This window comes from Cucumibacter marinus DSM 18995, assembly GCF_000429865.1.
GTDB lineage: Bacteria > Pseudomonadota > Alphaproteobacteria > Rhizobiales > Devosiaceae > Cucumibacter > Cucumibacter marinus.
Genome location: NZ_KE386978.1, coordinates 141,719 through 168,371, shown reverse-complemented (window position 1 = coordinate 168,371; position 26,653 = coordinate 141,719). Strand labels below are relative to the sequence as shown.

Below are 26,653 nucleotides of genomic sequence, written 5' to 3'. Positions count from 1 at the left end.
TCTCCCTGGCCGGGCCAGCCCCCTCATGGTCTGCCCGCCCATTACATATCAAGATACTTTGTCTTGTCTGTCCTTGATCAAGCTCAAATGACGGTCCGGCAAAAAACCTTCCGGCACCGCAAGAATTTTGCCCGGATTGCCAAGGCTTGCGACCAGCGCATGCGCTGCGAGCTGCGCAATACCAAAACTGATCTTGAACCCTGAGGTGAGCGCATACAACCGTCCGCCCAACGGACCAACAAGCGGTTCGCGCATCACAGATCGCGGGCGAAGCCCCGCCCAACGCTCAATCACCGGCGCATCGGCCAGCAGCGGGGTGGCCGCGCGTGCCTTCCCAATCAGCGCCTCGAGCTGGTCGTCTGTGGTGAAAGGATCGCCATAGGCGGTTTCGCTTGTCGCACCCACCGCCACATCGCCATTGTCATGCGCAACGAGATAGAAGCGATCATCATAAAGAATTGGCAGGTCTGCAGGTGCATTGGCAGCGAACAGGGCCGCCTGACCCTTGATCGCCGATCCCGGCACGGCACGAGGGGTCTGTTCCATCAGGTCGAAGCTTTCGACACCTGCAGCGATCACGACCGCGCCGGCCGAGTGACTTTGCCCGCTCGATGTTGTGACCAAGCCGTCTCCGCCAATCGCTGTCACCGTTTCCCCGCTGATGATGGTTCCGCCGCGCTTTTCGATGGCCGCGACAAGGGTTTCCAGCAAGGCGCGCGGCATGACCCGGGCCGAAAAGGTGTCGAGGCTGACCCCGTGGGGTGCCCGCCCTGCGCCGGGCCAGCCCGTATAGGGGGAGGTGTCCATGACGGCGAACGAAAAGCGCTCCGGCCAGAAATCCAGCGCCCCTTCGGCGCGGATTTCCGCATGCTCGCGCAAATGAGAGGCAGTGAGCGGGACGATCCGACCGCATCGGCGGTACCCCGTGGACAGACCGGTTTCCTCCTCGAGCGCATGAGCGGCTTCTTCAAGGGCCATCAGTGCCTCGAGCTGGAACTGCTTCTTGGCGTTCCAGCGCGAGGGCATATGCGGCATCAGGGCGCCGAGCACGCCGCCGCTGGCCCCGGCGCCGGGACTGTCCCTGTCGATCACCGTGACGGTCAGACCGGTTTTGAGAGCTTCATAGGCACACCACAGCCCCATGATTCCGGCGCCGATGACGACAAGGTCTGGCGAATATGCTTTTTGGGCGGTCGGCAAGGACATGATCGGAAAACTGATGGCCGGTGACGCACAGAGCGATGACAGACGCCGGGGCGGACCGTCAAGCGCACTGCGCTGGCGGGGCGACGAACCGCCCTTCTCCACGCGTTTTGACGATCACTATTATTCCCGCCATGACGGACGCGCCGAATGCGCCCATGTGTTCCTCGCCGGCAATGACCTGCCCGCCCGCTGGCGGGACAGGGAGCGGTTCGTGATCGGCGAACTGGGCTTCGGTACCGGTCTCAACATGACCGAGACCTGGCGGCTCTGGAAGACGGTGCGTCAGCCCGGCCAGGCGCTCAGCCTTGTGAGCATCGAGGCGTATCCGCTCGCTGCCGAGGCGGCTGCATCGGCGCTCGGCGCCTGGCCCGAACTCGCTGTTGAACGCGAGGCGATGATACGGCACTGGCCCGCGCTCATGGCAGGGCAACAGATCGATCTCGATGATTCGACCACGCTGTGCCTCCTGGTCGGGGAGGCCGAAGACCGGCTTTCGCGATGGGACGGGCGGGCCGACGCCTGGTTCCTCGATGGCTTTGCACCGAAGAAGAACCCCGACTTGTGGAGTGGAACCCTGATGCGGGCCGTGTTCGACCACACGGTACCCGGCGGCAGTTTCGCCACCTATACCGCAGCCGGCTGGGTGCGCCGGAACCTGATGGCCGCAGGCTTCACGGTCGAGAAACGCCCCGGCCACGCCGGCAAACGTGACATGTGCGTCGGGTGGCGGGACTAGGTAGGTAGCTGCAAAGGGTCTGTCGCACAGCCTCGGACTTGATTTCTGCGTCACCACCCGACTTGTCCGGGTGGTCCAGACTGGATTGCCCGAACAAGTCGGGCAATGACGGAGGTGTCGGCAGGTCGTGCCACCCTTCCTCTCATTGACCCCGCCCGCGCCGCGTGGCATCACTGAACTGTGGTTTTTCCGGCCCGAGAGGGCGGGAGATGAAAAGGGAACACGGTGAGGCGTACCCATCAGGGACCGAGACCGTGGCTGCCCCCGCAACTGTGAGCGGCGAGCCGCGCCCATGATTGACCACTGGCCCATCAGGGTCGGGAAGGTCGGGCAAGGCGACAACCCGTAAGCCAGGAGACCTGCCACACGATGAGGGCGGCAATTGTGCCGGCCCGCAAACGTGCACACGGAGGGTGACCGCACATGACCAATACGTCCAATACCCTGACGACCAAAACCCAATCTCTTTCCTTGTCCAACCGGCTGCTGGCTGGCGCATTGGCGCTGTTCATGGGGCTGACCCTGATCGGCGGCGTTGGCTTTGCCGCCAACATGGCCGTGCACAATGGTGCACACGACGCGCGCCACGCTTCCGGTTTCCCCTGTCACTAAGGGACACGCGACAAGGACACAAAAATGTTTCGCAATCTGTTTTTCGCGGCGGTCCTGGCGGGCCTTGCCGCAGGGCTGGTGATGTCCGCCATCCAGCAATGGCGCGTGATCCCGCTTATTCTCGAAGCCGAGACCTATGAGGGCGAAGGCCATTCGCATGGCAAGGAGGCGGCAGTGGCCGATCACGCCCATGAGGAAGGCACCCCGGCGCACACCCATGATGAGAACGCCTGGGCGCCTGCGGACGGTTTCGAGCGCATCTTTTATACCGTCCTATCCAATGTGTTGATCGCGATCGGCTTTGCATTGGTCATCGGCGCGGTATCGGTGCTTGCCGAGATTCCGCTGACACTCGCCAACGGCATATTGTGGGGCCTCGCGGGTTTTGCTGCCTTCCAGTTTGCCCCTGCCTATGGGCTGGCGCCGGAACTGCCGGGCATGCCCGCCGCCGATCTGGTGGCGCGCCAAGCCTGGTGGTGGTCGACGGTGATCGCAACCGGCCTCGGCATCGCCATTCTCGCCAAGTTCAGGAGCCTGTGGGCGATCATCGCATGTGTTGCGCTTATTGCCGCGCCGCATGTGATCGGTGCGCCGCAACCGCCCGCCGGCGATCACTCCGATGTGCCCGCCCATCTCGCCTCCGCCTATGCGGCAGCGGCTTTGGGCACGGGCGCCATATTCTGGTTCATTCTCGGCCCGCTTCAGGGCTGGCTTCTCGATCGTTTCTCGAAAGGAGGCGCAGCATGACAGCGTCCCGGAAAATCCCCGCCACCGTCATCACCGGCTTTCTCGGCGCGGGCAAGACAACGCTTATTCGCCACGTCATCAACCACGCCGCGGGCAAGCGCATCGCGCTGATCATCAACGAGTTCGGCGATGTCGGGGTCGATGCCGACATCTTGAAGGGATGCGGTGACGAAGCCTGTGCGGAAGCCGACATGGTGGAGCTGGCTAATGGCTGCATCTGCTGCACCGTGGCCGAGGATTTCATCCCCACCATCACCGCGCTTCTCGAGCGTGAAGACCGGCCCGATCACATCGTCATCGAAACCTCGGGCCTCGCCCTGCCGCAGCCGCTGGTGCGGGCCTTCAACTGGCCTGAAATCAGCGCCGAGGTCACCGTCGATGGCGTCATCACCGTCGCCGATGCGGCAGCGCTGGCCGACGGCCGGTTTGCAGGTGACGAAGCGGCGGTCGACGCCCAGCGCCAGGCTGACGAAATGCTCGACCACGACACCCCGCTGGGGGAACTGTTCGAGGATCAGCTCATTTGTGCTGATATGGTGCTGCTTAACAAGACCGACCTTGTTGATGAAGACCGGCTCAATGCCGTCGAGGCTGACCTCAAGACCCATCTGCGCGACGGGGTGACACTGGTGCGGACATCGAAAGGTGTCATCGACATGGCGGCGCTGCTCGGCGTCGAGGCCGGGTCGGAAGCCGATATGGAAACCCGTGCCTCGCATCACGAGCGCGAGCATGGCCATCACGACCACGACCATGACGATTTCGACAGTTTCACCCTGCGCCTGCCTGCCGAGGCGGACCGCGAGGCTGCGGTCGCAAGGCTGACCGATGTTATCAAGCGTTTCGATATCCTCAGGCTGAAGGGCTTTATCGCTCTTGAAGGGGCCGGGGCAAGGCTGGCGGTGCAGGCCGTTGGCCCGCGCATCGAAGCCTATTTCGACCGCCCCTGGGCGGCAGATGAAACCAGGGAAACGTCGCTGGTCGTGATAGGGCAAAGCCCGCTCGACCGGGCGGCAATTTCCGAGGCGCTCAGGCTCGGCGAACTCGCCGCCTGAGCATTGAAACGCGGGAGACGCGCAAATGGCCTTGTCGCAATCCGAACGCAAGACCCAATGGCTGATCGGCATCGGGCTTTATTCGCCCGATTATGATGAGGTGGTGTCAACCGCGCGCGCGGCGCTGCATGATCGCAACCCCTGGGTTGCCGCGGCAGCGCTGCACAATATCGGCCATCTCCCGCGCCGCTTCGGCCATGTCGACTGGGTGCTGGTGCGCCACGCCAAGGCGGTTGCTTGCACAAGGCTTTATCAGGCACCGGTACGCCATGCCTTTTCGGACATGGTCGACGATGTCGAGAACTTCGTGCCCTTCAAGGTGCGGATGCGCGAAGCTCAGTATGCCGCGGAAATGAGCCCCGACTGATGCATCTGTTGGCGGCGCAGGCCGGTCAGATCCAGCAGGACGGCGAGGCCATCAACCTCGGCCAGACCCCGGGCGATATTGCCTTTCTGTCGGCGGCGGATAGCGAATTGGCCATGCTCGCCGCAGCGGTCGACAGGGCGGGGGCAGACAATGTCCGCCTCGCCTCGACCATGCGGCTTTCCCACAACATGTCGGTCGATCTCTGGATCGAACAAACGGCGCAGCACGCGAAGCTCATTGTCGCGCGGCTCCTGGGCGGGCGGGCCTACTGGACCTACGGCACCGACCAGCTTGTCGCGCTGGCGCGCCGCAAAGGTGTGCAACTCGCATTGCTGCCTGGCGATGCCAATCCCGATCCGGCTCTGCGTGAAGCCTCCACCGTGGCGGGCGAGGCCTGGGACTCCCTGCATGCCCTGCTGGTGGCCGGCGGCGGTGACAATGTCGATGCCGCGCTCCGCCTGATGCAGGCGTTGGCGCAGGGCGACGACACACCCGCGTCCAGACCCGAACCGTTCGCGCCGCAGGGGCTCTATTGGCCCGGCAAGGGCGCCATGGATATCGATGCGTTTGCGGTCAATCTGGCGAACGCCGCCGATCGCCCTGTCGTCCCGATCCTCTTTTACCGCGCCGTGCTCGAAGGGGCAGGCACCGACCCGGTAACCGGACTGGTCGCTGCGCTCGAAACCAAGGGGTTGGGGCCGGTGCCGGTGTTTGTCTCTTCGCTCAAGCAGCGTTCGGGCGTCGACTTCGTCAAACAGGTTTTCGACCGTTTTCCACCCGAGGTGATCCTCAACCTGACCGGTTTCGCGCTGGGGCTCGATGGGCTCGGGGACGACGACAATCCCTTTGCCGGCACAGATGCACCGGTCATTCAGCTCGTGCAGGCCGGTCGCCCCGAAGCGTTGTGGCAGGCCGACCCGCAGGGTCTTTCGCCCCGCGACCTCGCCATGCAGATTGTTTTGCCCGAACTCGACGGGCGGATCGGCGGGCTGCTGATCGGTCACAAATCCGAAGCGCAGTGGCACACGGCGACCCAATGCCCGCTATCCGCCTATGCGCCGCATGAGCCGGGCATCAAGGCCGCTGCCGAGCTGGCGGCGAACTGGGTGCGCTTGCACCAAACGCCGGCCGCTGAAAAACGCACGGCCATTGTGCTCGCCAACTATCCGATCCGGGATGGACGCCTCGCCAATGGCGTCGGCTATGACGCACCGCAATCGACCGTGGAAATTCTCAAGCTCATGCAGGCCGCCGGCCATGCGCTCGAAGGCCTGCCGGAAAACGGCAATGCGCTCATAGACGCACTGCAGGCGGGCCCGACCAACACCGAACCGGCGCGGGGCGCCAGCCCGGCGGTGCTGCCGCTGGAGCGTTATCGCGAATTGTTGGCGACGCTGCCTGATGCCATCACCAAGGCGGTCGCCACCCGCTGGGGCGATCCCGCCGACGACCCTTTCTGCCGCGAGGACGACTTCCACCTCCCGGCGCTGATGTTCGGCAAGGCCTGCGTCATGCTTCAGCCCGCGCGCGGCTATGATCGCGATCTCGAGGCGGCCTATCACGATCCGGACCTCGTGCCGCCCCATGCCTATCTGGCGGCCTATTTGTGGCTGAGGCATGAGTTCGGCGCCAATGCGCTACTGCACAATGGCAAACACGGCACGCTCGAATGGCTGCCGGGCAAGGCGACGGCGCTCGATAGCGCCGACTACCCGCTGGCCCTTTGGGGCACGCTGCCGCATTTCTATCCCTTCATCGTCAACGATCCGGGTGAGGGGACCCAGGCCAAGCGCCGCACCGGCGCGGTGATCCTCGATCATCTGGTGCCGCCACTGACCCGCGCCGAGACCTATGGCCCGCTCAAAAACCTCGAGGCGCTGGCCGACGAATATTTCGCTGCCTCGGGCATGGACCAACGGCGGCTTAAAGATCTGAGGAAACGCATTTTCGATCTGAGCCGCGACACGGGGCTGGACAAGGATGCAGGGATCGAAGGCCGCGACGACGATGAGGCGCTGGGGCAGATCGACACGTTTTTATGTGACCTCAAGGAAGCTCAGATCCGCGACGGGTTGCACATTTTCGGGCAGTCGCCTGAGGGTCGTTTTGCCCGCGATCTGACCATCGCCATGGCCCGCATACCGCGCGGCGACCGGCTGCAAGACGCCTCGCTGATCCGCGCACTGGCCGACGATTTGGCGCTGGGTTTCGACCCGCTCGATGCCAGGCATGGTGAGGCCTGGACTGGACCAATACCGGAGAATCTGAGCGCCCACGGCCCGGCTGTGCTGCGCTCGACCGGCGACATGGTCGAGGCGCTCGAAGCGCTGGCTGCCGCACTGGTGGACGGCGAGGCGATTGCTGAGGTCGATTGGTCGGCGACCCGCCCGGTGCTCGCCGAGATCGAAACAGCGATCCGGCCCAAACTCGAGGCCTGTGGCCCGAGCGAGCGTCACGCACTGATCGAGGGGCTGTCGGGCCGCTTCATCGCGCCGGGGTCCTCCGGTGCTCCGACCCGGGGGCGGCTCGGTGTGCTGCCGACAGGCCGCAATTTCTATTCCGTCGACAATCGCGCCGTGCCGACGGCTACCGCCTGGGAGCTGGGCAAGAAGTCCGCCGAAAACCTCGTCAAACGCCATTTTCAGGAGACCGGCACCTGGCTTTCCTCAATGGTCCTTTCGGTCTGGGGCACGGCCAATATGCGCACCGGCGGCGACGATATCGCCCAGGCGCTGGCGCTGATCGGTGCCAAGCCCGTCTGGGATCCAGGCAGTTTCCGGGTTTCGGGCTATGAGATCATCCCGCTCCCCAAACTCGACCGGCCGCGTGTTGATGTCACCCTTCGTGTCTCGGGATTTTTCCGCGACGCCTTTCCTGCCCAGATCGATCTGTTCGATCGCGCCATCCGCGCCATTGGCGCGCTTGACGAACCCGAGGATTTCAACCCTATCGCCCATCGCATGCGCGCCGACGCGCTCGAGATGATGGGCGAGGGGGCCGAAGAGGCCGAAGCCGCCGAGCGCGCCGGCTACCGCGTGTTCGGGTCCAAGCCCGGGTCCTACGGCGCGGGCCTGCAGGGCCTGATCGACACCGGCAATTGGACCGATATCTCCGACATCGCCGAAGCTTTCATGAACTGGGGGCAATATGCCTATGGCGCCAAAGCCAAGGGCGTCCCTGAACGGGCGCGGCTGGCCTCAAGGCTGAAGGCTGCCGAGGCCATCGTCCACAATCAGGACAACCGCGAGCACGACCTGCTCGACAGCGACGATTACTACCAGTTCGAAGGCGGGCTGGTGGCGACGGCTGAGGCGCTGAACGGCACCCGCCCACGCGCTTACCACAACGACCATTCCCGGCCCGAACGCCCGGTCACCCGCACGCTGGAAGAAGAGATCGGTTTTGTGATGCGCTCCCGCGTGGTCAATCCCAAATGGATCCATGGCGTCAAACGCCATGGCTATAAGGGAGCCTTCGAGATCATTGCGACGGTCGACTACATGTTCGCCTTTGCCGCGACCACCGGCGCGGTCAAGACCCATCATTTCGACCTCGCTTTCGAGGCCTTTGTGATGGACGATGAAACCCGCGACTTCATTAAGGCCAACAACCGCTTCGGCTATGACGAATTGATCGACAAGTTCAACGAGGCCCGCACCCGCGGCTTCTGGACCCCCAAACGCAACTCCGCCTATGCTTTTCTCGAGGGAGAGGCCCAATGAGCAAGAAAACCGATACGATGAGCGAGGACGAGCTCAACGCCCGCCACGCCGAGAAGATGAAAAAGAAAAAGGCGGCGCGCGACAAGATCATCGCCACCAAGACCATCGAGAAGGGCCTCGTCATGGTCCATACCGGCAAGGGCAAGGGCAAGTCGACTGCCGGTTTCGGGGTCATCTTCCGCGCCATCGGCAATGGCATGAAGGTTGGCATCGTCCAGTTCGTCAAAGGCAAGTGGGAGACCGGCGAACGCCGGGTCCTCGACGCCTTTCCCGATCAGGTGACGCTGGAGACCATGGGCGAGGGCTTCACCTGGGAAACCCAGGACCGCCAGCGCGACATCGCCGCCGCCCGCGCCGCCTGGGAAAAGGCCAAGCAGATGATCATGGATGATGAGCACGACGTGGTGCTGTGCGACGAGCTCAATATCGTCTTGCGCTACGACTATCTGCCGATCGAGGAGGTCATAGAGGTCTTGAAGGCCAAGCCCGAGATGAAGCACGTCATCATCACCGGGCGGAACGCCAAGGACGAATTGATCGACTTTGCCGACCTCGTCACCGAGATGACCCAGATCAAGCACCCCTTCCGCTCCGGCGTGAAAGCGCAAAAGGGGATCGAGTTCTAGGGAGGCTCCGGCCGATCCTTCGACAGGCTCAGGATGAAGGAAGAGCGGGACGAAACCACCTGGTTCCTCCTTCGTCATTCTCGGGCTTGACCTGAGAATCTATGATGAGGTGATGAGCGGGAATCCGTCGCAACTATTCACAACCACGGCACGCGTTGCTGCGCCTCATGGACCCTCGGGTCAAGCCCAAGGGTGACGAGGTGATTGGAGCTGGCGTTAAGCCCCACCCCACGCCCTCCCCTCATCTATCCGGTTGATGTTCGGCCCACCCCGGATCAGATTAGAATGATCCATCAAGCTGTTCGGAGAACCGCATGCCCGATAGCGAACTCGACATCCGCCATGAGGAATATGACACCAAGGGCCGTTATGCCGTGACTGCGCCGACGGGCGAGGAGGCGGAGATGACCTATTCCCGCGCTGGAGAAACTCGCATCATCATCGACCACACCGAGGTGCCAGACGCCTTCAAGGGCCAGGGCATCGGAAAGGCGCTGGTCGTGCGCGCGGTCGAGGATGCACGCGCCAAAGGCCTCAAGATCATCCCGCTTTGCCCCTTTGCCGCCGCCCAGTTCAAGCGCCATCCCGAATGGGAAGACGTGCTCGGCGGTGCCGCGAAATAGCCCCGATATCAAGAAAATCAAGGAATATGCCATGAGCGAGAAGAAGACTGCCGGTGATCTCGTCAACGCAGCGATGCAGGAGATCGAGACGATCTCCGTCGACGAGGCGCGCAGCCTGCAGGACAAGGGTGAAGCGGTGCTGATCGACATCCGCGAATCCGGGGAACGCGTGCATCACGGCAAGGTGCCGGGGGCACTGTCGGTGCCGCGCGGGGTGCTCGAATTCTGGATCGATCCGCAGAGCCCCTATCACAAGCCGGAGCTGGCAACGGGCAAGAAGCTGGTCCTGTTCTGCGCCGCGGCGGGCCGCTCGGCGCTGGCCGCCAAGTCTCTGCAGGATATGGGCTATCCCAACGTCGCCCACATCGCCGGCGGATTCTCTGCATGGGCCGAGGCCGGCGCCCCGGTCGAAAAAGGCGAATACGATAGCTGACATGAGAGCCGCGCACGCCACCGCCGGCGATCAGCCGCCGGCCTTTGCCTATCTGCTCGACGGAGCGGGCGGTGCCACGCCTTGCGACCCCGGCGCGCTTGACCGCCATGTGCTCAAGGACCTCGACAAGGGCTTCGCCTGGCTTCACGTGGAGCGCTCGGTCGCGCAATCAAAGGCCGGCTTGGCGCGGTTCGACCTCGATGAAACCGTGCACGAGGCGCTGCTCGCGGATGAGACCCGCCCACGCTGCACGGTGATCGGGGAGGGCGTGATCCTCAATCTGAGGGGCGTCAATCTCAATCCCGGTGCCGAGCCCGAGGACATGGTCAGCCTCAGGCTCTGGATCGAGGACAGGCTGGTGATCGGCGTGTGGCTGCGCCCGCTGGCGGCCACCGGCGACATGCGTGACGCGCTGGCCCGCGGCAAGGGTCCGGCCACGCTGGGAGACTTCGTCTCGAAATATGTGCTTCGCCTCGCTGACCACGCCGAGCCGGTGACGGCCTCGCTCAACGAGAGGCTGGATGCGCTCGAGGAATCCCTTCTCAAGGAAGAGGACAAGCCCCTTCGCGCCGAGCTGGCCGATATCCGGGCGATGGCGATTGATCTGAGGCGGTTCATGTTTCCTCAGCGCGATGCACTGACAACCCTGCAGATCGAGGACGTCGACTGGCTCAACGAGCTTGACCGCAGTCATATCCGCGACGCCGCCGATCGGGTGATCCGGCTGGCCGAGGAACTCGACGCCATTCGCGACCGCGCCGAACTGGTACACGACCAGATCATGGACAAGCGCGCCGAACAGATGAACCAGCGCATGCTGGTACTCTCGATCGTGGCGGCGATCTTTTTGCCGCTGGGGCTCGTCACCGGCATGCTGGGCATGAATGTCGGCGGTATACCTGGCGAAGGCTGGGGCGAGGGTTTCATCGTCACCTGCCTTGTGCTGCTGGCGGTTGCGGGGTTGCAGGTGGTGCTGTTCAAATGGATGAAGCTGTTTTGAGGGATCTGCCGTGACCGCCTATATCGCCTTGTTCCACGCCCTCAATGTCGGCGGCCGCAAGGCGCCCATGGCTGAACTGCGCCAGATGCTCGATCGGCTGGGCTATACGGGCGTGAAAACCTATATCCAATCCGGCAATGCGGTGTTTGCGAGTGATGACGATGCGGCCAACGTCACCGCCGCCATCGAGGCAGGGTTCGAGAAGAGCTTCGGTTATGTCTCGAAGGTCATGCTGCGCGACCGCGGTGAAATAGAGACCGCGATTGCCCAATCGCCCTATGCCGGGCGGACGGACGACCACAAGCAATTGCATGTGGGCTTTTGCGCCGAACCGCCCGCCAAAGAGGCCATCGCCGCGGTCAATGAAATCGAATCCGGCGGAGACGAGATCACGGCCATCGGCACCACGCTCTACATGTTCGCACCAGAAGGGCTGGGCCGCTCGAAAATGGCCGACAAGATGAACCAGAAGCGCTTTGGCCTGCCGCTGATGACCATGCGCAACTGGCGCACCACGCTTATTCTCCGCGACATGCTGCAAGAGATTTGAACTCTGATTTCGGCCGCCGATTGACCCGCTCTATTGCCCGGCCTAGAACCGGGTTGCAGCGTTCCGTTTAGGAACTGAAAGCGATTCCGGTGCGGTCGACCCAAATAGGGGACCAAGTCCGGGGCTGCTCGATGTTTTGATGCGAACTCTGCCTCTGTGTCTCAAAAACAAGAGGTGGACATGATCTCCTTTGATATTTCCCGTGCGACCGGGGGTGCCCAGTGAGCGCCCCGATTTCCCTGCCCGCCGATACTGGCGTGATGCTGTGCGGCCATGGCAGCCGCAACCAGTTCGCCGTTGACGAATTCGCCAATCTCTCCCGCGTCCTCAAGGAGCGGCTGGGCGAAGTACCGGTCGAATATGGCTATCTCGAATTCGCCGATCCTGTGATCCATCTCGGCCTCGACCGGCTGCGCGAGAAAGGCGTCAAGCGTGTGCTCGCCGTACCTGGCATGTTGTTCGCCGCCGGCCACGCCAAGAACGACATCCCCTCGGTACTCAACACCTATGCCGCAAAGACCGGCCTCGAGATCAACTATGGCCGCGAGCTCGGCGTCGACCTCAAGATGATCCGCGCTGCCGGCGACCGCATCAACGAGGCCATCGAAAAGGCCGGCGACGGCGTTGGCCGCCATGAAACGCTGCTGATGGTGGTCGGGCGCGGGGCCTCGGACCCCGATGCCAATTCCAACGTCAACAAGGTCATGCGCATGCTCTGGGAAGGGCTGGGCCTGGGCTGGGGCGAGGTCTGCTATTCGGGCGTCACCTTCCCGCTGGTCGAACCCGCGCTCGAACACGCGGTGAAGCTTGGCTACAAGCGCATCATCGTCTTCCCCTATTTCCTGTTCACCGGCGTTCTGGTGAAGCGCATCTACCGCTACACCGACGAGGTGGCGGCGCGGCACCCGGACATCGAATTCGTCAAGGCCGGCTATCTCAACGACCACCCGCAGGTCGTGGAAACATTCATGGACCGCCTTGGTGAGATCCTTGAAGGCGCCAATCTGATGAACTGCCAGATGTGCAAATATCGAGAGCAGGTGCTGGGCTTCGAGGACGAGGTGGGCGCGGCGCAGGAAAGCCATCACCACCATGTCGAGGGCATTGGCGGCGGGCTTGAGAACTGCCCCTGCGGTGGGGATTGCGATGCGTCCTGCCGGGACGAAGAGTTCTGCAAGAAGCACGGCCTGCCTTTCACGCCCCTGCACACCCATGATCACAGTCATGACCACCATCATGACCATGGCCACGATCACGGCGACGGGCACCACCATCACCACGATCACGGGCATGACCATCACCACCATCCCTATCCCCATGCCGACCACCCGCTGGGGCCAAAATCGATGAAGAAGGGATAGGGGCGATGCCCTCCGCCACCCCGCTGTTCGACGCCTATGTCGCGGTGGACTGGTCGGCTGCCAACACGCCAAAACGCGGCAAGGATTCGATCTGGATTGCGGCGCGGGAGAGGAGTGGGCAGACCGCCATCTCCAATCCCGCCACCCGGCACGAGGCGATGATCGAGATCCGCGCCCTGCTTCGCCGCCTGAGGGCGGCGCGGCAACGCGTGCTCATCGGTTTCGACTTCGCCTTCGGCTGGCCCGAGGGCGGCGCCGAAGCCGTGCTCGGCGCGCCCGGCTGGCAGGCGGTGTGGCATACGCTCGGGGAGCGGATCGAGGACAGCGAGACAAACGCCTCCAACAGGTTTGAGGTGGCAGCGTGGTTCAACCGCGAGGCCGCGGACGGTACGCCCCGCTTCTGGGGCCATCCGCACCAGCACAGCTATGATGACCTGACGGCAACCAGCGTCACGCGGGACGGCGATCCGGTTCCGGCCGCCCGATTGGCTGAGCAGCGCTGCCGCGCCAAACCGGTCTGGCAATTGACCGGGGCGGGCGCTGTCGGCAGCCAGGCCATGACTGGCATCGCCCGTCTTGAGACCCTGCGCCGCGATCCTGATTTTGCAGGAGATCTGGCAATCTGGCCGTTCGAAACCCGCTTTGCCGAGGCGCTGGATGCGTCCATCGTGATTGCGGAAATCTACCCGTCCCTGCTTAAGCCCGAGATCGGTGCGGGCGAGGTGCCGGATAAGGTTCAGGTGGAGGCCTATGCCGACTGGCTGGCCGACATCGATGGCGCGGGCGAGATGAAACGGCTGCTTGGCGCGCCGGACGATCTCTCGGAAAGCGAGAGAGAAACGGTGTTGGCGGAAGAAGGCTGGATATTGGGTGTGGGCCATGACGAACTGGTGGCGCGGGCACAAAGACGCTGCGAGCCGGCGACCACCTATCTCAAACGTCCTGACGACATCTACCAATCGAGCTTTGCCATCATTCGCGCCGAAGCTGACCTTTCCAGACTGCTCGAAAGCCTGCACAAGGTCGCCATCCGGATGATCCATGCCTGCGGCATGGTCGATCTGGCGCAAGACATTGTTGGAACGGGCGATTTCGTTGATGCTGTCGAGGCTTCGCTGGCGGCAGGCGCACCCATCTGGTGCGATGCCGAGATGGTCGCTGCCGGCGTTGTCCGCCGCGGCCTCAAACACGGTAATGACGTCGTGACCACGCTGAACGATCCAGGCACACGTCCTTTGGCGGAACATCTGGGCACCACGCGTTCTGCCGCTGCCCTTGATCTGTTTGCCGGTCATCCCCTGTCCGGCTTGGCCAGCTCTCCTCCAAACACCAGCCCTTCGAACGCCACCCTTTTGAACACCAGCCTTTTGGGCAATCGGCCGGAATCAACGGTCAGTGACCAAATGACTAGATCAGTCATTATCATTGGCAATGCGCCAACAGCGTTGTTCCGGCTGATCGAAATCATCAAGGCGGGCGGGCCGCGCCCTGCGGCGATCATCGCGGCGCCGGTCGGGTTTGTTGGGGCAGCAGAAAGCAAGCAGGCGCTGATCGACGCCAATCTCGGCATTCCTTTTGTGGCGGTCAAAGGCCGTCGCGGCGGATCGGCGATTGCCAGCGCTGCCTTAAACGCCGTGACCATGGGAGCGGGCGAATGAGCGAAACGGCGACGACGCCATGGCTGACCGTCATCGGCGTGACCGAGGCGGGGACAAACGCGCTCGGCCCCGAGGCGAGGGCGGCCATCGAGGCGGCCGAGCACATCTTCGGCCCGGCTCGAGCAATTGGACCCCTCCTGACAGAGGGCAAAAAGGCAGAGGCCTGGCAGACACCGCTCGAAGCGATGATCGCGCAACTGATGGCGGTGCGGGGCACGTCGACCGTAGTACTCGCAACCGGCGATCCGATGTGGTTCGGCATGGGCGCAACTCTCGCCCGGCATCTGGCCGCTGACGAGTATGAGGTGATCCCGGCCCCCGGCGCCTTCTCGCTCGCCGCGGCGCGGCTCAAATGGCCGCTGCAAAACTGCGCGGCGATCTCGCTGCACGGCCGGCGCATCGAAACCCTTGAGCCGCATATCCAGCCGGGTCTTCGCATTCTGGCGCTGACGGGCGATGCGGAGACAGTGCGCGGCGCGGCCGCGCTGCTGGAGGCACGGGGCTTCGGCGGGTCCCAGCTCACCGTGCTCAACCATATGGGCGGTTCGGAGGAAAGCCGGGTGAGTTTCAGCGCCGATCAGATGGCCGAGACCGGGATCGCCGACTTCAACACGCTCGCCATCGATTGCGTGGCCGGGCCGAATGCGTTGTTGCGCCCGGCGGTGCCGGGCCTGCCCGACGAGGCTTTTGTGCATGATGGGCAGTTGACCAAGCGCGAGGTCCGCGCGGCAACACTCGCCAAGCTCGCACCGGCGCCGGGCCTGACCCTCTGGGATATCGGTGCGGGGTGCGGCTCGGTCGGCATTGAATGGATGCGTGGGGCGCCGGGTGCCAGGGCGGTTGCCTTCGAAAAGGATGCCGAGCGGCGCACAATGATCGAACAGAACCGCCTGGCACTCGGTGTGCCCGGGCTCGAGGTGATGGCGCGGCTGGCGCCGGACGGATTTGTCGAACTCGGCGCGCCCGACGCGCTGTTCCTGGGCGGCGATGTCGCCAATGAAAATCTGTTCGAAGCGTGCTGGCGTGCGCTCAAACCCGGCGGGGTGCTGGTCGCCAACGGGGTGACACTGGAGGCTGAGGCCGCGTTGATCGCGCGGCATGCTAAACTCGGCGGCGACCTCGCGCGGCTCGCCATCTCGCATCTCGACACGGTCGGCCCATATCGCGCCTTCCGCCCGCGCATGGCGGTGACTCAGTGGGCAGTCAGCAAACCTCACCAATCAGAGGATCAAGATTGATGAGCGGCAAACTCACCCTCGTCGGTACCGGACCCGGCGACCCCGAACTGATGACACTGAAGGCCGTGCGCGTGATCACCGGGGCCGATGTCGTCGCCTATCCGGGCACGGAAGACGAACCGGGCATGGCCTATCGTATCGCTGAGGCGCATGTGCCGAACGCGACCCGGCGCATCCCGATCCATATCCCGATGGAGACCGCGCGCGCTGCCGGGCAGGCGGCCTATGATGCGCTGGCAGGCGAATTGCTGCCGCTGCTGCGTGAGGGCAAGACGGTGGCCTATCTGTGCGAAGGCGACCCGCTGTTCTATGGCTCGGCCATGTATCTGATCGACCGGCTGGCCGATGATGCCGAGATCGAGATCGTGCCCGGCATTACCTCACTTACCGCGACGGCGGCCGCCATCCGACGTCCGCTGGCCGGGCGCAATGATGTCATCAAGGTGCTGCCTGCAACCCTCGACGATGCGCGGCTGCGCCATGAACTCGATGGGGCGGAAGCGGTGGCCATTATCAAGGTCGGGCGGCATTTCGCGCGCATCAAGGCACTGCTTGAAAGGACCGGCCACGCCCAAAGCGCGATGATCGTTGAATACGCCACCCATGACCGCCAAAAGGTCTCGATGCTTGCTGATTATGGCGAGGATGAGAGGCCCTATTTCTCGACCATCCTCACCTATCGGGGAGACGAAGCATGGGGCTGACGCCGCTCGTCATTTCGCTCTCGGCCGCAGGCGACGCCACAGCCAGCCGGATTGCCGGCGCTATCGGCGCGGAACTGTTCGCCGGATCGCGGGCCGCGGTAAAAGAGGCCATTGCGGACACCTTCAAGGTGGGCCGTCCGGTGATCGGGGTCTGCGCGGCGGGCATCCTCATCCGCCTGCTGGCAACCCATCTGGGCGACAAGCATGCCGAGCCGCCCGTGATCGCGGTCTCGCCCGACGGTGCGCATGTTGTGCCGCTCCTCGGCGGGCATCACGGAGCCAATCGCATGGCCGAAGCAATTGCCGCAGCGCTCAATGGCGTTGCGGCGGTAACCACCGCCAGCGACAAGGTACTAGGCATCGCGCTGGATGAACCGCCCGCGGGCTGGGTGTTGGCGCCGGGGCAGGACATCAAGCCCTTGGCCGCGCGGCTGCTGACGGGCGAGCGGATCAAACTTGAGGGGCATGCGCCCTGGTTGGCGCCGCTTTGCGATGAGACGGGCACCGTGATGGTGACGGTCTCGGAAGCCGGCAAGGGCGACGGACTTGTTTATGTGCCGCAGACACTTGTGGTCGGCGTGGGCTGCGAGCGCGGCACCGAGGCGGGCGAAATCATCGCGCTGGTTGAGGACACGCTGGCGGAAGAAGGGCTGTCGCATCTGGCGCTGGCGGCCATCGCAACGATTGACGTGAAAGCGGACGAGGCCGGTCTGATCGCAGCGGCCGAGCATTTCGGCGTGCCGCTGCGGCTGTTCACGGCCGAGGAACTGGCTGAAGAACGCGACCGGTTGCCCAATCCTTCCCCGGTGGTTGAGGCAGAAGTCGGCACGCCGGGCGTGTCGGAGGCGGCGGCGCTCAAGGCCGGTGCTCTGGTGGTCGAAAAGCACAAATCGAAACGCGCGACCTGCGCCATCGGCAAGGCGGGCGCGCCGGTTGATCCTTCCGCCTTGGGCCGCGCGCCGGGCCATGTCGCTGTGGTCGGCATCGGGCCGGGGGACGCCGCAATGCGCACCCCGGAAGTGACCGGGGCCTTGCGGGCGGCTGAGGATTGGGTCGGCTACGGGCTCTATCTGGATCTCGTTTCCGATCTCAAACGCGATCAGACCGAACACCGTTTCGATCTCGGGGCCGAGGAAATCCGGGTGCGTCATGCGCTCGAACTTGCCGCGACTGGAAAGCGCGTGGCGCTGGTCTGCTCGGGCGATGCCGGCATCTACGCCATGGCGGCACTGGTTTTCGAATTGCTCGAGGCGACCGGCGAGCGGGAACTGAGTGAGCCCGCGAAACGGGTGGCAGTGACGGTCATGCCCGGGATTTCGGCGCTGCAGGCCGCGGCGGCCCGTGCCGGTGCACTGATCGGGCATGATTTCTGCGCCATTTCCCTGTCGGATCTTTTGACCCCGCGCGAGGACATCCAGAAGCGCATCCGCGCCGCCGCATCCGGCGATTTCGTCACCGCGCTTTACAATCCACGCTCGAAGCGCCGCACCGATCTGATCGAGGAGACGTGCGATGTGTTTCTTCAGCATCGCGCCAAGGACACGCCGGTCATCCTGGCCTCCAGCCTTGGGCGGCCCGAGGAGCATGTGCGGATCGTGCCGCTCGGTGAGCTCGATGTGACCGAGATCGACATGCTGACCGTGGTGCTGATCGGCTCGTCCCAATCGCGCTGTTTCACGCGTGGCGACGGAAAAACCGTGGCCTTCACCCCCCGCGGCTACGCCAGAAAGGCCGAGAAGGGATGATGGCGACTAGTGGAGATATTGGGCAAGCCCTTAGAAGCCCTCACCCTGAGGTGCGAAGCCGGAGGCTGAGCCTCGAAGGGCGAGGGCTGAGCATCCGGCCCGTCCTTCGACGGGCTCAGGATGAGGTCGGAGGAAATTTATGACCGTCTATTTTATCGGCGCTGGACCCGGCGCGCCCGATCTCATCACCGTGCGCGGCCTCAGGCTGATCGAACGCTGCCCGGTCTGTCTTTATGCGGGGTCGCTGGTGCCCGAACAGGTGGTGCGCGCGGCGCCGGAAACTGCGTTGGTGCGCGATACCGCGCCCATGCATCTCGATGAGATCATCGCCGAGATCGAGGCGGCGCATGAGCGCGGCGAGGATGTGGCGCGGGTCCACTCGGGCGATCCGTCCATCTATGGCGCGGTGGCCGAACAGATGCGCCGGCTGGACGCGCTCGGGATCGACTATGAAGTCGTGCCCGGCGTGCCCGCCTTTGCCGGGGCAGCGGCGAAGCTCGCAACCGAACTCACCCTGCCCGAGATCGCCCAGACCATCATCATCACCCGGACCTCGGGCAAGGCGTCATCCATGCCCGACAGTGAAAGCCTCGAAGTGCTGGGTGCCTCGAAGGCGACGCTCGCCATTCACCTCTCGATCCGCAATCTTGCCTATGTCGAAGAGGCGCTGACGCCCCATTACGGCGCCGACTGTCCGGTGGTGATCGCCTATCGCGCCACCTGGCCGGACGAGAAATATATCCGGACAACGCTCGCCGAAATGAAACAGGCCGTGCGCGCGGAAAAGATCACCCGCACCGCGCTGATCTTTGTCGGCCCGGTGTTCGGGGAGGCGCATTTCATCGATTCACGGCTTTACGATGCGGCCTATGCCCATGTGCTCAGAAACAAGGGCAAGAAGAACAAGGGCAAGAAGAAGGACCACGACACCGCCGATCAGAAGAAGACGAAGCGTTTGGGGGCCGGGAGTTGAGAGAGGATCTCCATGGCTGCGGCGACACTGCCGACCTCGGGGGCTTTGGGCAGGGCGGGGCGCTCGATCATGATCACTCTGATCTTGAGAATGAACGCCGCCTCGATCTTGGCATAGGTGTCGCGCCCGCCGGCATTCTTCGTCACCAGGTGGGTGATCCGGCGGCGGCGCATCAGCGCCAGTTCGTCATTGCGCGAAAAGGGGGGGCGCCCCTCGATGGCTGTGACGAAACCGGGCAATTGCTCTTCGGGCGGCTCGATGGAACGCAAGAGAAACCGGCAATCCTTGCGGGCAAGGAAAGGGGCAAGTCCTTGCCGCCCCACGGTGAGAAACACGGTCGCCCCGGGCGGCAGGACGCCCGCGGCAGCCTGAGCGTTTTCCGCCTCGACCCAGGCATTGGGTTCGGGCACAGGCCAGGCCGGTCGCCGAAGGCGCAACAGTTCGATATCGGTCGCTTCGGCGGCGGCGACCGCGTTGGCCGAGATCTGCGCCGCAAAGGGATGTGTCGCATCGATCAGATAGTCGATGCGGGCGCGCTCGATATAGTCGGCCAGCCCTTCGGCGCCGCCGAAACCGCCGGTGATGACGCGACCGGGCGGGCGATCCGGCTGGCTGGTTCGCCCGGCAAGCGAGGTCGTGACGGTATGGTGCCGGGCGGTGAGTGCGCCCGCCAGCTCCCTTGCCTCTCTGGTGCCGCCGAGAATGAGAATACGCATGATAAAACGCTACGCCTGAGCGATGATTTTTCCGTTACGATCGGTAACAAGGATATGCGGCGTTACCTTGGCATTTCCAAGAGCCCGCGTGGCGATTTGAAGCGCGTCGCGGGCGACCTCGCCGGCCAGATCGATCTGCGCGGCAAGCGCCAGATCGAGCGCCTCTTTGCCGGTATTCGCGGCTTCGATCGCGGCGCTGAGATCGGCATCGCCGCCCGCCCGCCGGGCCAGTCCGGCAAGGAACGCCATATCGACCGTACCGCGCCCCGAATGCAGATCGAGCATGCCCTGCGCCAGCTTGCTCATCTTGGCAAACCCGCCACAAATCGTGACCTCGGGCACCGGATGCGCCTTGAGGTATTTCAAGAGCCCGCCGACGAAATCACCCATATCGAGATAGGCCTCGGTTTGAAGCTCGAGCGCGGCCATCGCCGCCTTTTCGCTGGCATCGCCGGTGGCCCCGACCACATGGGTGAGCCCCAGGGCCCGGGCGACATCGACCCCGCGCTGGATCGAATGGATCCACGCGGCGCAGGAATAGGGGATCACGATGCCGGTCGTCCCGAGGATCGAAATGCCCCCCAGAATCCCGAGCCGCGGATTCCAGGTTTTCTGGGCGATCTTGTCGCCATTCGGCACCGAGATGGTGACATCGATATCGGCGGGGATACCGGCGGCGTCGCACAGCGTGGTGATAACGCCGCTGATCATCTCGCGCGGCACCGGGTTGATCGCCGGTTCGCCGACGGCGAGCGGCAGGCCGGGCTTGGTGACGGTGCCGACCCCCGGCCCGGCATGAAAACGGATGCCGCTGCCCGGCTTACCCCGGGCGACCCGCGCAATGATCAGCGCGCCATGGGTGACGTCCGGATCGTCACCGGCATCCTTGATGATGCCGGCCTCGGCGAATCCTTCGCCGACCTCTTCATGCGCCAGGGCGAAGGCCGGGGTCTGCCCGCCGGGCAGGGCGATCTCGACCGGATCGGGAAAGCCGTGCCCCAGAAGCGCCGACAGCGCCGCCTTGGTGGCCGCGGTCGCGCAGGCACCCGTGGTCCAGCCGCGCCGCAGCGGCGTGCCGTCTTCCCTTGTCTTGGGCGCAATCTCGCTCATGGGCCCGATCTATATCGGGCCGCCGCGATTTGGCATAGACAAAGCCGAAACGAGATCTGTTATGGCTGACCCAGAACCCAACACCGGCCATTTTGCCCGGCTCGACGGCGCCGGGTTCCCCCGCTTTGCGGCCGGCACGGTGTGGCTGGTCGGCGCCGGCCCCGGCGCGCCCGGGCTGCTTTCGCTGCTCGGCTATTATGCGCTCGGTCAGGCCGATGTGATCGTCTATGACGCGCTGGTGGGCGAGGCGATCCTTGATTGGGCCAACCCGGCCGCCGAAAAGATCTATGCCGGCAAGCGCGGCGGCAAACCGTCGCCCAAACAGGCAGCGATCTCCTCCCGGCTCGTCGAATGGGCCCGCGAAGGCAAGCGGGTTCTGCGGCTCAAAGGTGGCGACCCGTTCATGTTCGGGCGCGGCGGCGAGGAATGCCAGACGCTCACGGACAATGGCATACCGTTCCGCATCGTGCCGGGCATCACCGCGGGGATCGGCGGGCTGGCCTATGCGGGTATCCCCGCGACCCATCGCGACACCAATCACGCGGTGATTTTTCTGACCGGTCATGACGAGACCGGCGCGGTGCCGCACGGCGTTGACTGGCAGGCTGTGGCGACAGCGGCCCCGGTCATCGTGATGTATATGGCCGTCAAGCACATGGCCGCGATCGCCGATCAGCTGATGACGGGCGGCCGGCCGGCAAGCGACCCCGTGGCGGTGGTGGCGAAGGCCACCCATGCGGATCAATCGGTGGTCGTGACAACTCTCGGCGGCGTCGGCGGGCTGGCCGAACGCGGCGAACTGCCGACCCCGGCCATCGTCGTCGCCGGGCCTGTAGTCAATTATCGCGACGTGTTCGCCTGGCGCGAGCAGCTCGGCGGGGAGGCGACGCTTGGCTGAATGGGCAGGCTTGGCCAGGGGCTTTGTTCTCGCCGCGCCGCATTCGGGCAGCGGCAAGACGCTCGTCACGCTCGGCCTGTTGCGCGCGCTCACGCGGCGGGGTGTCGCCGTGGCGCCGGCCAAGACCGGCCCTGACTATATCGACCCGGCTTTTCTTTCCCGCGCGGCGGGAACACCAACCGTCAATCTCGATCCTTTCGCCATGACGCCGCCAAGGCTCAAAGCGCTGGCCGGAAGCGCGGCGCGCGATGCCAAGCTTTTGGTGGTCGAAGGGGTGATGGGGCTGTTCGATGGCGCGGCGGGCGGCGGTGGGTCGACCGCCGACCTGGCGGCAGCGCTCGGTCTGCCTGTGGTCCTCGTCATCGACTGCGCGCGCATGGCGCAGTCCGTTGCTGCCATCGCCCAGGGCTTTGCCGGGCTGCGTGCCGATGTGCAAATGGCCGGCGTCATTCTCAACAAGGTCGCCAGCGACCGGCACGAAGCCATGCTGCGCGGGGCGCTCCACCAAATTGCCATGCCCGTGATCGGCGTCGTCAGGCGCGATGACGGGCTGACCGTGCCCGACCGGCATCTGGGGCTGATATTGCCCGGTGAGGTCGAGGGCATCGAGGCGATCATCGAGGCGGCAGCGGATGCGGTCGAAGGCGGCCTGGATTTCGATAGGCTTGAGGCGCTGGCCGCGCCGGTGCCCGATGGGCAGGCAAAATCGCTCCCTCCCTTGGGACAGCGCATCGCCATCGCTCGCGACGCCTGCTTCGCCTTCACCTATGAGCACTGGCTGAGGGACTGGCGGGCTCGGGGCGCGGAGATGAGCTTCTTCTCGCCGCTGGCCGACGAGGCGCCCGCGGCAAACGCCGATGCAATCTATCTTCCCGGCGGCTATCCCGAATTGCACGGTCAAGCGCTCGAAGCGGCAACCGGGTTCCGGCAAGGCCTTATGGCCGCGCGGGACCGGGGCGCGCTGATCTATGGCGAGTGCGGGGGCTATATGGTGCTCGGCAGGGCCATCATCGACCGCGCGGGCAATCGCTTCGGGATGACCGGACTGCTGCCGCACGAAACAGCCATCGACGCGCCGCGCCGCATTCTCGGCTATCGCCGCATCACCCACCGGGGGCCGTTGCATTGGGGGGAAGCGCTGATGGGTCACGAATTCCATTATTCCCGTGAATCGTCCCCAGGCGCGGAAACGGCCCTTTTCACGGCAACCGATGCCACCGGTAATGACGCCCGGTCTCATGGCGGGGTGGACGGGCGCGTTTGCGGTTCCTATCTGCACGTCATCGACGCGGCAAGGGAGGGGCTGTGACCGCCAGGGCGCTGATGATTATGGGCACCGGGTCGGATGTCGGCAAATCGCTGATCGCCGCCGGGCTTTGCCGCGCCTTTGCCAATCGCGGGCTGACCGTGAGGCCGTTCAAACCGCAGAACATGTCCAACAATGCGGCCGTCACCGCCGATGGCGGTGAGATCGGCCGGGCCCAGGCGCTGCAGGCGCGCGCCTGCCGCACGGCGCCGACCACCGCGATGAACCCGGTGCTCCTTAAACCCGAACAGGAAACCGGCGCGCAAGTGATAGTGCGTGGGACCCGCCACGGCTCGCTGCCGGCGCGGGAGTATTTCGCAACCCGCCAAAAGCTGATGCCCGAGGTCCTGGGCGCCTTCGGCGAACTCACCCGCGAGGCCGACCTCGTGATCATCGAAGGGGCGGGCAGCGCTGCCGAAGTCAATCTGCGCGATGGTGATCTTGCCAATTTCGGCTTTGCCCGCGCCGCGAATGTTCCCGTCATGCTGCTGGGCGACATTCATCGCGGCGGGGTCATCGCCTCGATCGTCGGCACCTTTGCGATCATTGCGCCCGAGGATGCCGATCTGATCGTTGGCTCGATGATCAACAAATTCCACGGCGATCCGGCACTGTTCGCCGACGGGCTCAGGCTGATCGCGGACAGGACAGGCCGGCCCTGTTTCGGCCCGATCCCGCATTTCCCTGATGCAGGCAGATTGCCGGCGGAAGACGCGCTGGCGCTCGATACCCGCCGCGCAGGCGGCGACGGTACGCTCCACATCGCCGTGCCCCGGCTGGCGCGGATTGCCAATTTCGACGATCTCGACCCGCTTGCCGCCGAACCGGATGTGCGACTGACCATTGTTCAGCCCGGTGAGCCTCTGCCGCGCGATGCGGACCTTGTCATCCTGCCCGGCTCCAAGGCGACTTTGGCCGATCTGGCCTTCGTCCGTTCGCAGGGCTGGGACATCGATATCGCCGCCCATCACCGCGCCGGCGGGCATGTGCTTGGCATTTGCGGCGGTTATCAGATGCTTGGCCAGATCATCGCAGATCCCGACGGGGTCGAAGGTCCTGCCGGCGGCAGGGCACGGGGGCTGGGTCTATTGAATGTCGACACCGAACTTGGACCGCACAAACGCCTGACGCTTGAAAACACCGCCGAGGCGGGAAGCGGCCTCGAGCTGACCGGCTATCGCATGCATATGGGCGAGACCACCGGCCCGGATACGGCAAGGCCGTTTTCGACCGGAGAAGAGGGCGATGAAGGCGCGCGGGCGCCCGATGGCCGGGTTGCGGGCACTTATCTGCATGGCTTGTTTGCGGGCGACGGGTTCCGCGCTGGCTATCTCGAACGCCTCGGCGCCGCCGCGGGCGGTTTCGACTACGAGAGCGGCGTCGAAGCGGCACTCGACGGGCTCGCGGCGCATCTCGACAGACATCTCGATCTCGATATGATTTTGGCCCTGGCCCGTGAGCCGGGCTCTATGGGGGCACAATGAACGCATTGGTCAGCCTTGTGGCAGCGCTTGTCGAGCGCTTTGTCGGCTACCCGCCGGTTTTGACGAAACATGTCGGTCATCCAGTGATCTGGACGGGCAAGGCCATTGCCTATCTCGAACACGCCATGAATGACGAGGCGATCCTGGCGGAAGAGCGCCGCCGCAACGGCATCATCATGCTCACCATCCTCGGGGCCGGCATCCTGATTGTCACCATCCCGTTGAGCGCCATGATGCGGTCCTATCCTCTCGGCTGGGTGCTCGAAGCGGCACTCGCCTCGACCCTGATCGCGCAGAAGGAACTCGGCGCGGCGGTGGGCCGTGTGGCCGATGGTTTGCGCACTTCGCTTGGCGAAGGCCGCGAGGCGGTCAGCCATGTCGTCGGGCGCGACCCAGACGAACTCGATGAATCCGGTGTCGCCAGGGGTGCGATTGAGAGCCTCGCGGAAAACTTCTCTGATGGTGTCGTCGCGCCGGTGTTCTATCTCCTCCTGTTCGGCCTGCCGGGCATCGCGCTCTACAAGCTCATCAATACCGCCGATTCCATGGTCGGACATCGCAATCGGCGATACGAACAGTTTGGCTGGTTCAGCGCAAAACTCGACGATGTGGTCAATTTCATTCCCGCGCGGATTACCGCCGCGCTGATAGCGCTGACCGCTCAAATGCTCTCGCGCTTTGACGGCGAAGGAGCCTGGCGCGCCACCCAGCGGGACGCACGCCACCATGTCTCGCCCAATGCCGGCTGGCCCGAAGCGGCGATGGCCGGTGCCCTCGGTATCACGCTCGGTGGCCCCCGGGCCTATCGCGGCGAGACGGTCGAACTGGCCCGGATGGGCGACGGGCGCGAGGAGTTGCGGGCCGAGGATATCGACACCGCGCTTTACCTCTATCGATCCGCGCTCGCCGTCATGCTCGGCCTTCTCGCCGTCTTTGCACTGATCTTCTGGCGGTTCTGAGGGCAGTCTGGTTCCAGACCCTCCCCCTCTGCCGGGATTGGGCACGGATGTCACCTCTCCCCTTGGGGGAGAGGTCGATCCGAAGGATCGGGTGAGGGGGCCTTTGGTATCGATGGACGAAACCCCTCACCCCAGCCCTCTCCCCAGGCGGGGAGAGGGAGCGGGTCGAGGAGGGCCACCAAAATCCCCACCCCATGGCGCTCCCACCTCGGGATTAGGTTCGAGTATAGCTTACCCTAAACCGGCAGCGTGCCTTTGAGAGCCATGGGCAGACCGGCGGCGACGAAGGCCACCGTGTCCGCCTGTTCGGCAATGCGTTGATGCGCCATGCCGGCAAGGTCGCGGAATTGCCGCGCCATGCGATTGTCCGGCACCACGCCGAGCCCGACCTCGTTCGAGATCAGGACCAGCTTGGGCGTTGAATGATGGTTCATCCACTCTGTCAGTGCGACGATCGCTTCGGCCACATCCTCGTCCGCCATCATCATATTGGTGATCCACAGGGTGAGGCAGTCGACCAGCACAAGATCATGATCGACCCCGGTTTCCTGCAGCGTCGAGATCAGGGCCAGCGGTTCCTCGATGGTTGTCAGGCGCGGATCGCGGACATGCTGGTGTTCGGCGATCCGCCGTCGCATTTCAGCATCGCGGGCCTGCCCGGTCGCGAGATAGGCCGGGCGCGAACCCAGTGTCAGCGCAACCTTTTCGCCATAGGCCGACTTGCCTGAGCGCGCGCCGCCCAGAATGAGATAGTGACCGCTCATTGTTGCTCCCCTGCCTGTTTTCCGGATGGAGTCGAACCCGATCCCACCCGCCGCCACCTA

General features: G+C 64.5%; 25 protein-coding genes and 1 riboswitch. Of the genes, 21 read left to right on the top strand and 4 right to left on the bottom strand.

Annotation, left to right across the window (positions count from 1 at the left end; translation table 11 throughout):
• Nucleotides 1-48: 48 nt before the first annotated feature.
• Complete coding sequence (locus tag G489_RS0114140) at nt 49-1,206, bottom strand: NAD(P)/FAD-dependent oxidoreductase (protein WP_081691593.1); 1,158 nt, start codon at nt 1,204-1,206, stop codon at nt 49-51.
• Here G489_RS0114140 and mnmD point away from each other — a divergent pair.
• The 17 genes from mnmD to cobM all read left to right on the top strand — a co-directional run bounded on the left by mnmD (nt 1,205) and on the right by cobM (nt 19,356).
• On the top strand, nt 1,205-1,942 hold the full coding sequence (gene mnmD / locus G489_RS0114135) for a tRNA (5-methylaminomethyl-2-thiouridine)(34)-methyltransferase MnmD (protein WP_245578925.1): 738 nt from the start codon (nt 1,205-1,207) through the stop codon (nt 1,940-1,942). The genes G489_RS0114140 and mnmD overlap by 2 nt on opposite strands.
• Nucleotides 1,943-2,107: 165 nt before the next feature.
• A riboswitch (cobalamin riboswitch) is annotated at nt 2,108-2,323 on the top strand.
• Between the two features lie 42 nt (nt 2,324-2,365).
• Complete coding sequence (locus tag G489_RS20715) at nt 2,366-2,554, top strand: CbtB domain-containing protein (RefSeq protein ID WP_035872819.1); 189 nt, start codon at nt 2,366-2,368, stop codon at nt 2,552-2,554.
• A 24-nt stretch (nt 2,555-2,578) separates the two neighbouring features.
• A complete protein-coding gene (locus G489_RS0114125) occupies nt 2,579-3,301 on the top strand; it encodes a CbtA family protein (RefSeq protein ID WP_029042076.1) in 723 nt (240 codons plus the stop codon).
• On the top strand, nt 3,298-4,356 hold the full coding sequence (gene cobW / locus G489_RS0114120; RefSeq protein WP_029042075.1) for a cobalamin biosynthesis protein CobW: 1,059 nt from the start codon (nt 3,298-3,300) through the stop codon (nt 4,354-4,356). The genes G489_RS0114125 and cobW overlap by 4 nt, the downstream gene beginning before the upstream one ends.
• Before the next feature lie 25 nt (nt 4,357-4,381).
• Nucleotides 4,382-4,723 (top strand): hypothetical protein, encoded by a 342-nt coding sequence (locus tag G489_RS0114115; RefSeq protein ID WP_029042074.1) that lies wholly within the window; start codon nt 4,382-4,384, stop codon nt 4,721-4,723.
• A complete protein-coding gene (cobN, locus tag G489_RS0114110; protein WP_029042073.1) occupies nt 4,723-8,445 on the top strand; it encodes a cobaltochelatase subunit CobN in 3,723 nt (1,240 codons plus the stop codon). The genes G489_RS0114115 and cobN overlap by 1 nt, the downstream gene beginning before the upstream one ends.
• Complete coding sequence (gene cobO / locus G489_RS0114105) at nt 8,442-9,071, top strand: cob(I)yrinic acid a,c-diamide adenosyltransferase (protein ID WP_035872818.1); 630 nt, start codon at nt 8,442-8,444, stop codon at nt 9,069-9,071. The genes cobN and cobO overlap by 4 nt, the downstream gene beginning before the upstream one ends.
• Before the next feature lie 314 nt (nt 9,072-9,385).
• Complete coding sequence (locus G489_RS0114100; RefSeq protein ID WP_029042071.1) at nt 9,386-9,694, top strand: GNAT family N-acetyltransferase; 309 nt, start codon at nt 9,386-9,388, stop codon at nt 9,692-9,694.
• Nucleotides 9,695-9,725: 31 nt separating this feature from the next.
• A complete protein-coding gene (locus G489_RS0114095; protein WP_029042070.1) occupies nt 9,726-10,127 on the top strand; it encodes a rhodanese-like domain-containing protein in 402 nt (133 codons plus the stop codon).
• 1 nt (nt 10,128) lies between these two features.
• Entirely contained in the window at nt 10,129-11,127 is a 999-nt protein-coding gene (locus G489_RS0114090) for a zinc transporter ZntB (protein WP_051332667.1), read from the top strand.
• 10 nt (nt 11,128-11,137) lie between these two features.
• On the top strand, nt 11,138-11,677 hold the full coding sequence (locus tag G489_RS0114085) for a DUF1697 domain-containing protein (RefSeq protein ID WP_029042068.1): 540 nt from the start codon (nt 11,138-11,140) through the stop codon (nt 11,675-11,677).
• A gap of 260 nt (nt 11,678-11,937) precedes the next feature.
• Nucleotides 11,938-13,038: a sirohydrochlorin chelatase gene (locus tag G489_RS0114080; RefSeq protein WP_035872817.1), complete on the top strand. Its 1,101-nt coding sequence runs from the start codon at nt 11,938-11,940 to the stop codon at nt 13,036-13,038.
• A 5-nt stretch (nt 13,039-13,043) separates the two neighbouring features.
• A complete protein-coding gene (locus tag G489_RS22805; protein ID WP_035872816.1) occupies nt 13,044-14,696 on the top strand; it encodes a precorrin-8X methylmutase in 1,653 nt (550 codons plus the stop codon).
• Nucleotides 14,693-15,934 carry a precorrin-6y C5,15-methyltransferase (decarboxylating) subunit CbiE gene (gene cbiE / locus G489_RS0114065; RefSeq protein WP_029042066.1) on the top strand — a complete coding sequence of 414 codons (1,242 nt, stop codon included), beginning with the start codon at nt 14,693-14,695 and terminating at the stop codon, nt 15,932-15,934. Before G489_RS22805 ends, cbiE begins: the two co-directional genes overlap by 4 nt.
• Nucleotides 15,934-16,638, top strand: coding sequence for a precorrin-2 C(20)-methyltransferase (gene cobI / locus G489_RS0114060; protein WP_029042065.1), 705 nt, complete (start codon nt 15,934-15,936; stop codon nt 16,636-16,638). Before cbiE ends, cobI begins: the two co-directional genes overlap by 1 nt.
• On the top strand, nt 16,629-18,383 hold the full coding sequence (gene cobJ / locus G489_RS0114055) for a precorrin-3B C(17)-methyltransferase (protein ID WP_029042064.1): 1,755 nt from the start codon (nt 16,629-16,631) through the stop codon (nt 18,381-18,383). Before cobI ends, cobJ begins: the two co-directional genes overlap by 10 nt.
• 139 nt (nt 18,384-18,522) lie before the next feature.
• Nucleotides 18,523-19,356, top strand: coding sequence for a precorrin-4 C(11)-methyltransferase (gene cobM / locus G489_RS20705; RefSeq protein WP_051332666.1), 834 nt, complete (start codon nt 18,523-18,525; stop codon nt 19,354-19,356).
• Here the strand turns inward: cobM and G489_RS0114045 are convergent.
• Nucleotides 19,320-20,072: a cobalt-precorrin-6A reductase gene (locus G489_RS0114045; RefSeq protein WP_035872814.1), complete on the bottom strand. Its 753-nt coding sequence runs from the start codon at nt 20,070-20,072 to the stop codon at nt 19,320-19,322. The genes cobM and G489_RS0114045 overlap by 37 nt on opposite strands.
• 9 nt (nt 20,073-20,081) lie before the next feature.
• A complete protein-coding gene (locus tag G489_RS0114040) occupies nt 20,082-21,182 on the bottom strand; it encodes a cobalt-precorrin-5B (C(1))-methyltransferase (RefSeq protein ID WP_035872813.1) in 1,101 nt (366 codons plus the stop codon).
• 61 nt (nt 21,183-21,243) lie between these two features.
• Between G489_RS0114040 and cobA the strand changes: the two genes are divergently transcribed.
• Genes cobA through cbiB form a run of 4 tightly spaced genes read left to right on the top strand, consistent with a single transcriptional unit; the run spans nt 21,244 to nt 25,829 of the window.
• Nucleotides 21,244-22,080: a uroporphyrinogen-III C-methyltransferase gene (cobA, locus tag G489_RS20700; protein ID WP_035872812.1), complete on the top strand. Its 837-nt coding sequence runs from the start codon at nt 21,244-21,246 to the stop codon at nt 22,078-22,080.
• Nucleotides 22,073-23,389, top strand: coding sequence for a cobyrinate a,c-diamide synthase (locus G489_RS0114030; protein ID WP_029042061.1), 1,317 nt, complete (start codon nt 22,073-22,075; stop codon nt 23,387-23,389). The genes cobA and G489_RS0114030 overlap by 8 nt, the downstream gene beginning before the upstream one ends.
• A gap of 14 nt (nt 23,390-23,403) precedes the next feature.
• Complete coding sequence (locus G489_RS0114025) at nt 23,404-24,870, top strand: cobyric acid synthase (protein ID WP_035872955.1); 1,467 nt, start codon at nt 23,404-23,406, stop codon at nt 24,868-24,870.
• Complete coding sequence (gene cbiB / locus G489_RS0114020; protein ID WP_029042059.1) at nt 24,867-25,829, top strand: adenosylcobinamide-phosphate synthase CbiB; 963 nt, start codon at nt 24,867-24,869, stop codon at nt 25,827-25,829. Before G489_RS0114025 ends, cbiB begins: the two co-directional genes overlap by 4 nt.
• A gap of 236 nt (nt 25,830-26,065) precedes the next feature.
• On the opposite strand, the gene cobU is transcribed toward cbiB, so the two are convergent.
• Nucleotides 26,066-26,593 (bottom strand): bifunctional adenosylcobinamide kinase/adenosylcobinamide-phosphate guanylyltransferase, encoded by a 528-nt coding sequence (cobU, locus tag G489_RS0114015; RefSeq protein ID WP_029042058.1) that lies wholly within the window; start codon nt 26,591-26,593, stop codon nt 26,066-26,068.
• Between the last annotated feature and the right edge of the window lie 60 nt (nt 26,594-26,653).

Excerpts from the sequence above, each read along its gene's own strand:
- cobI (WP_029042065.1), top strand. The coding sequence starts at position 15,934 with ATGAGCGGCAAACTCACCCTCGTCGGTACCGGACCCGGCGACCCCGAA.
- G489_RS0114090 (WP_051332667.1), top strand. The coding sequence starts at position 10,129 with ATGAGAGCCGCGCACGCCACCGCCGGCGATCAGCCGCCGGCCTTTGCC.
- G489_RS0114125 (WP_029042076.1), top strand. The coding sequence starts at position 2,579 with ATGTTTCGCAATCTGTTTTTCGCGGCGGTCCTGGCGGGCCTTGCCGCA.
- G489_RS20715 (WP_035872819.1), top strand. The coding sequence starts at position 2,366 with ATGACCAATACGTCCAATACCCTGACGACCAAAACCCAATCTCTTTCC.
- G489_RS0114080 (WP_035872817.1), top strand. The coding sequence starts at position 11,938 with ATGCTGTGCGGCCATGGCAGCCGCAACCAGTTCGCCGTTGACGAATTC.
- cbiE (WP_029042066.1), top strand. The coding sequence starts at position 14,693 with ATGAGCGAAACGGCGACGACGCCATGGCTGACCGTCATCGGCGTGACC.
- G489_RS0114140 (WP_081691593.1), bottom strand. The coding sequence starts at position 1,206 with ATGTCCTTGCCGACCGCCCAAAAAGCATATTCGCCAGACCTTGTCGTC.
- cobU (WP_029042058.1), bottom strand. The coding sequence starts at position 26,593 with ATGAGCGGTCACTATCTCATTCTGGGCGGCGCGCGCTCAGGCAAGTCG.
- cobA (WP_035872812.1), top strand. The coding sequence starts at position 21,244 with ATGGCTGACCCAGAACCCAACACCGGCCATTTTGCCCGGCTCGACGGC.
- G489_RS0114040 (WP_035872813.1), bottom strand. The coding sequence starts at position 21,182 with ATGAGCGAGATTGCGCCCAAGACAAGGGAAGACGGCACGCCGCTGCGG.
- cobW (WP_029042075.1), top strand. The coding sequence starts at position 3,298 with ATGACAGCGTCCCGGAAAATCCCCGCCACCGTCATCACCGGCTTTCTC.
- cobN (WP_029042073.1), top strand. The coding sequence starts at position 4,723 with ATGCATCTGTTGGCGGCGCAGGCCGGTCAGATCCAGCAGGACGGCGAG.
- cbiB (WP_029042059.1), top strand. The coding sequence starts at position 24,867 with ATGAACGCATTGGTCAGCCTTGTGGCAGCGCTTGTCGAGCGCTTTGTC.
- cobJ (WP_029042064.1), top strand. The coding sequence starts at position 16,629 with ATGGGGCTGACGCCGCTCGTCATTTCGCTCTCGGCCGCAGGCGACGCC.
- cobM (WP_051332666.1), top strand. The coding sequence starts at position 18,523 with ATGACCGTCTATTTTATCGGCGCTGGACCCGGCGCGCCCGATCTCATC.
- G489_RS0114095 (WP_029042070.1), top strand. The coding sequence starts at position 9,726 with ATGAGCGAGAAGAAGACTGCCGGTGATCTCGTCAACGCAGCGATGCAG.
- cobO (WP_035872818.1), top strand. The coding sequence starts at position 8,442 with ATGAGCAAGAAAACCGATACGATGAGCGAGGACGAGCTCAACGCCCGC.
- G489_RS0114100 (WP_029042071.1), top strand. The coding sequence starts at position 9,386 with ATGCCCGATAGCGAACTCGACATCCGCCATGAGGAATATGACACCAAG.
- G489_RS0114045 (WP_035872814.1), bottom strand. The coding sequence starts at position 20,072 with ATGCGTATTCTCATTCTCGGCGGCACCAGAGAGGCAAGGGAGCTGGCG.
- mnmD (WP_245578925.1), top strand. The coding sequence starts at position 1,205 with ATGATCGGAAAACTGATGGCCGGTGACGCACAGAGCGATGACAGACGC.
- G489_RS0114025 (WP_035872955.1), top strand. The coding sequence starts at position 23,404 with ATGATTATGGGCACCGGGTCGGATGTCGGCAAATCGCTGATCGCCGCC.
- G489_RS22805 (WP_035872816.1), top strand. The coding sequence starts at position 13,044 with ATGCCCTCCGCCACCCCGCTGTTCGACGCCTATGTCGCGGTGGACTGG.
- G489_RS0114115 (WP_029042074.1), top strand. The coding sequence starts at position 4,382 with ATGGCCTTGTCGCAATCCGAACGCAAGACCCAATGGCTGATCGGCATC.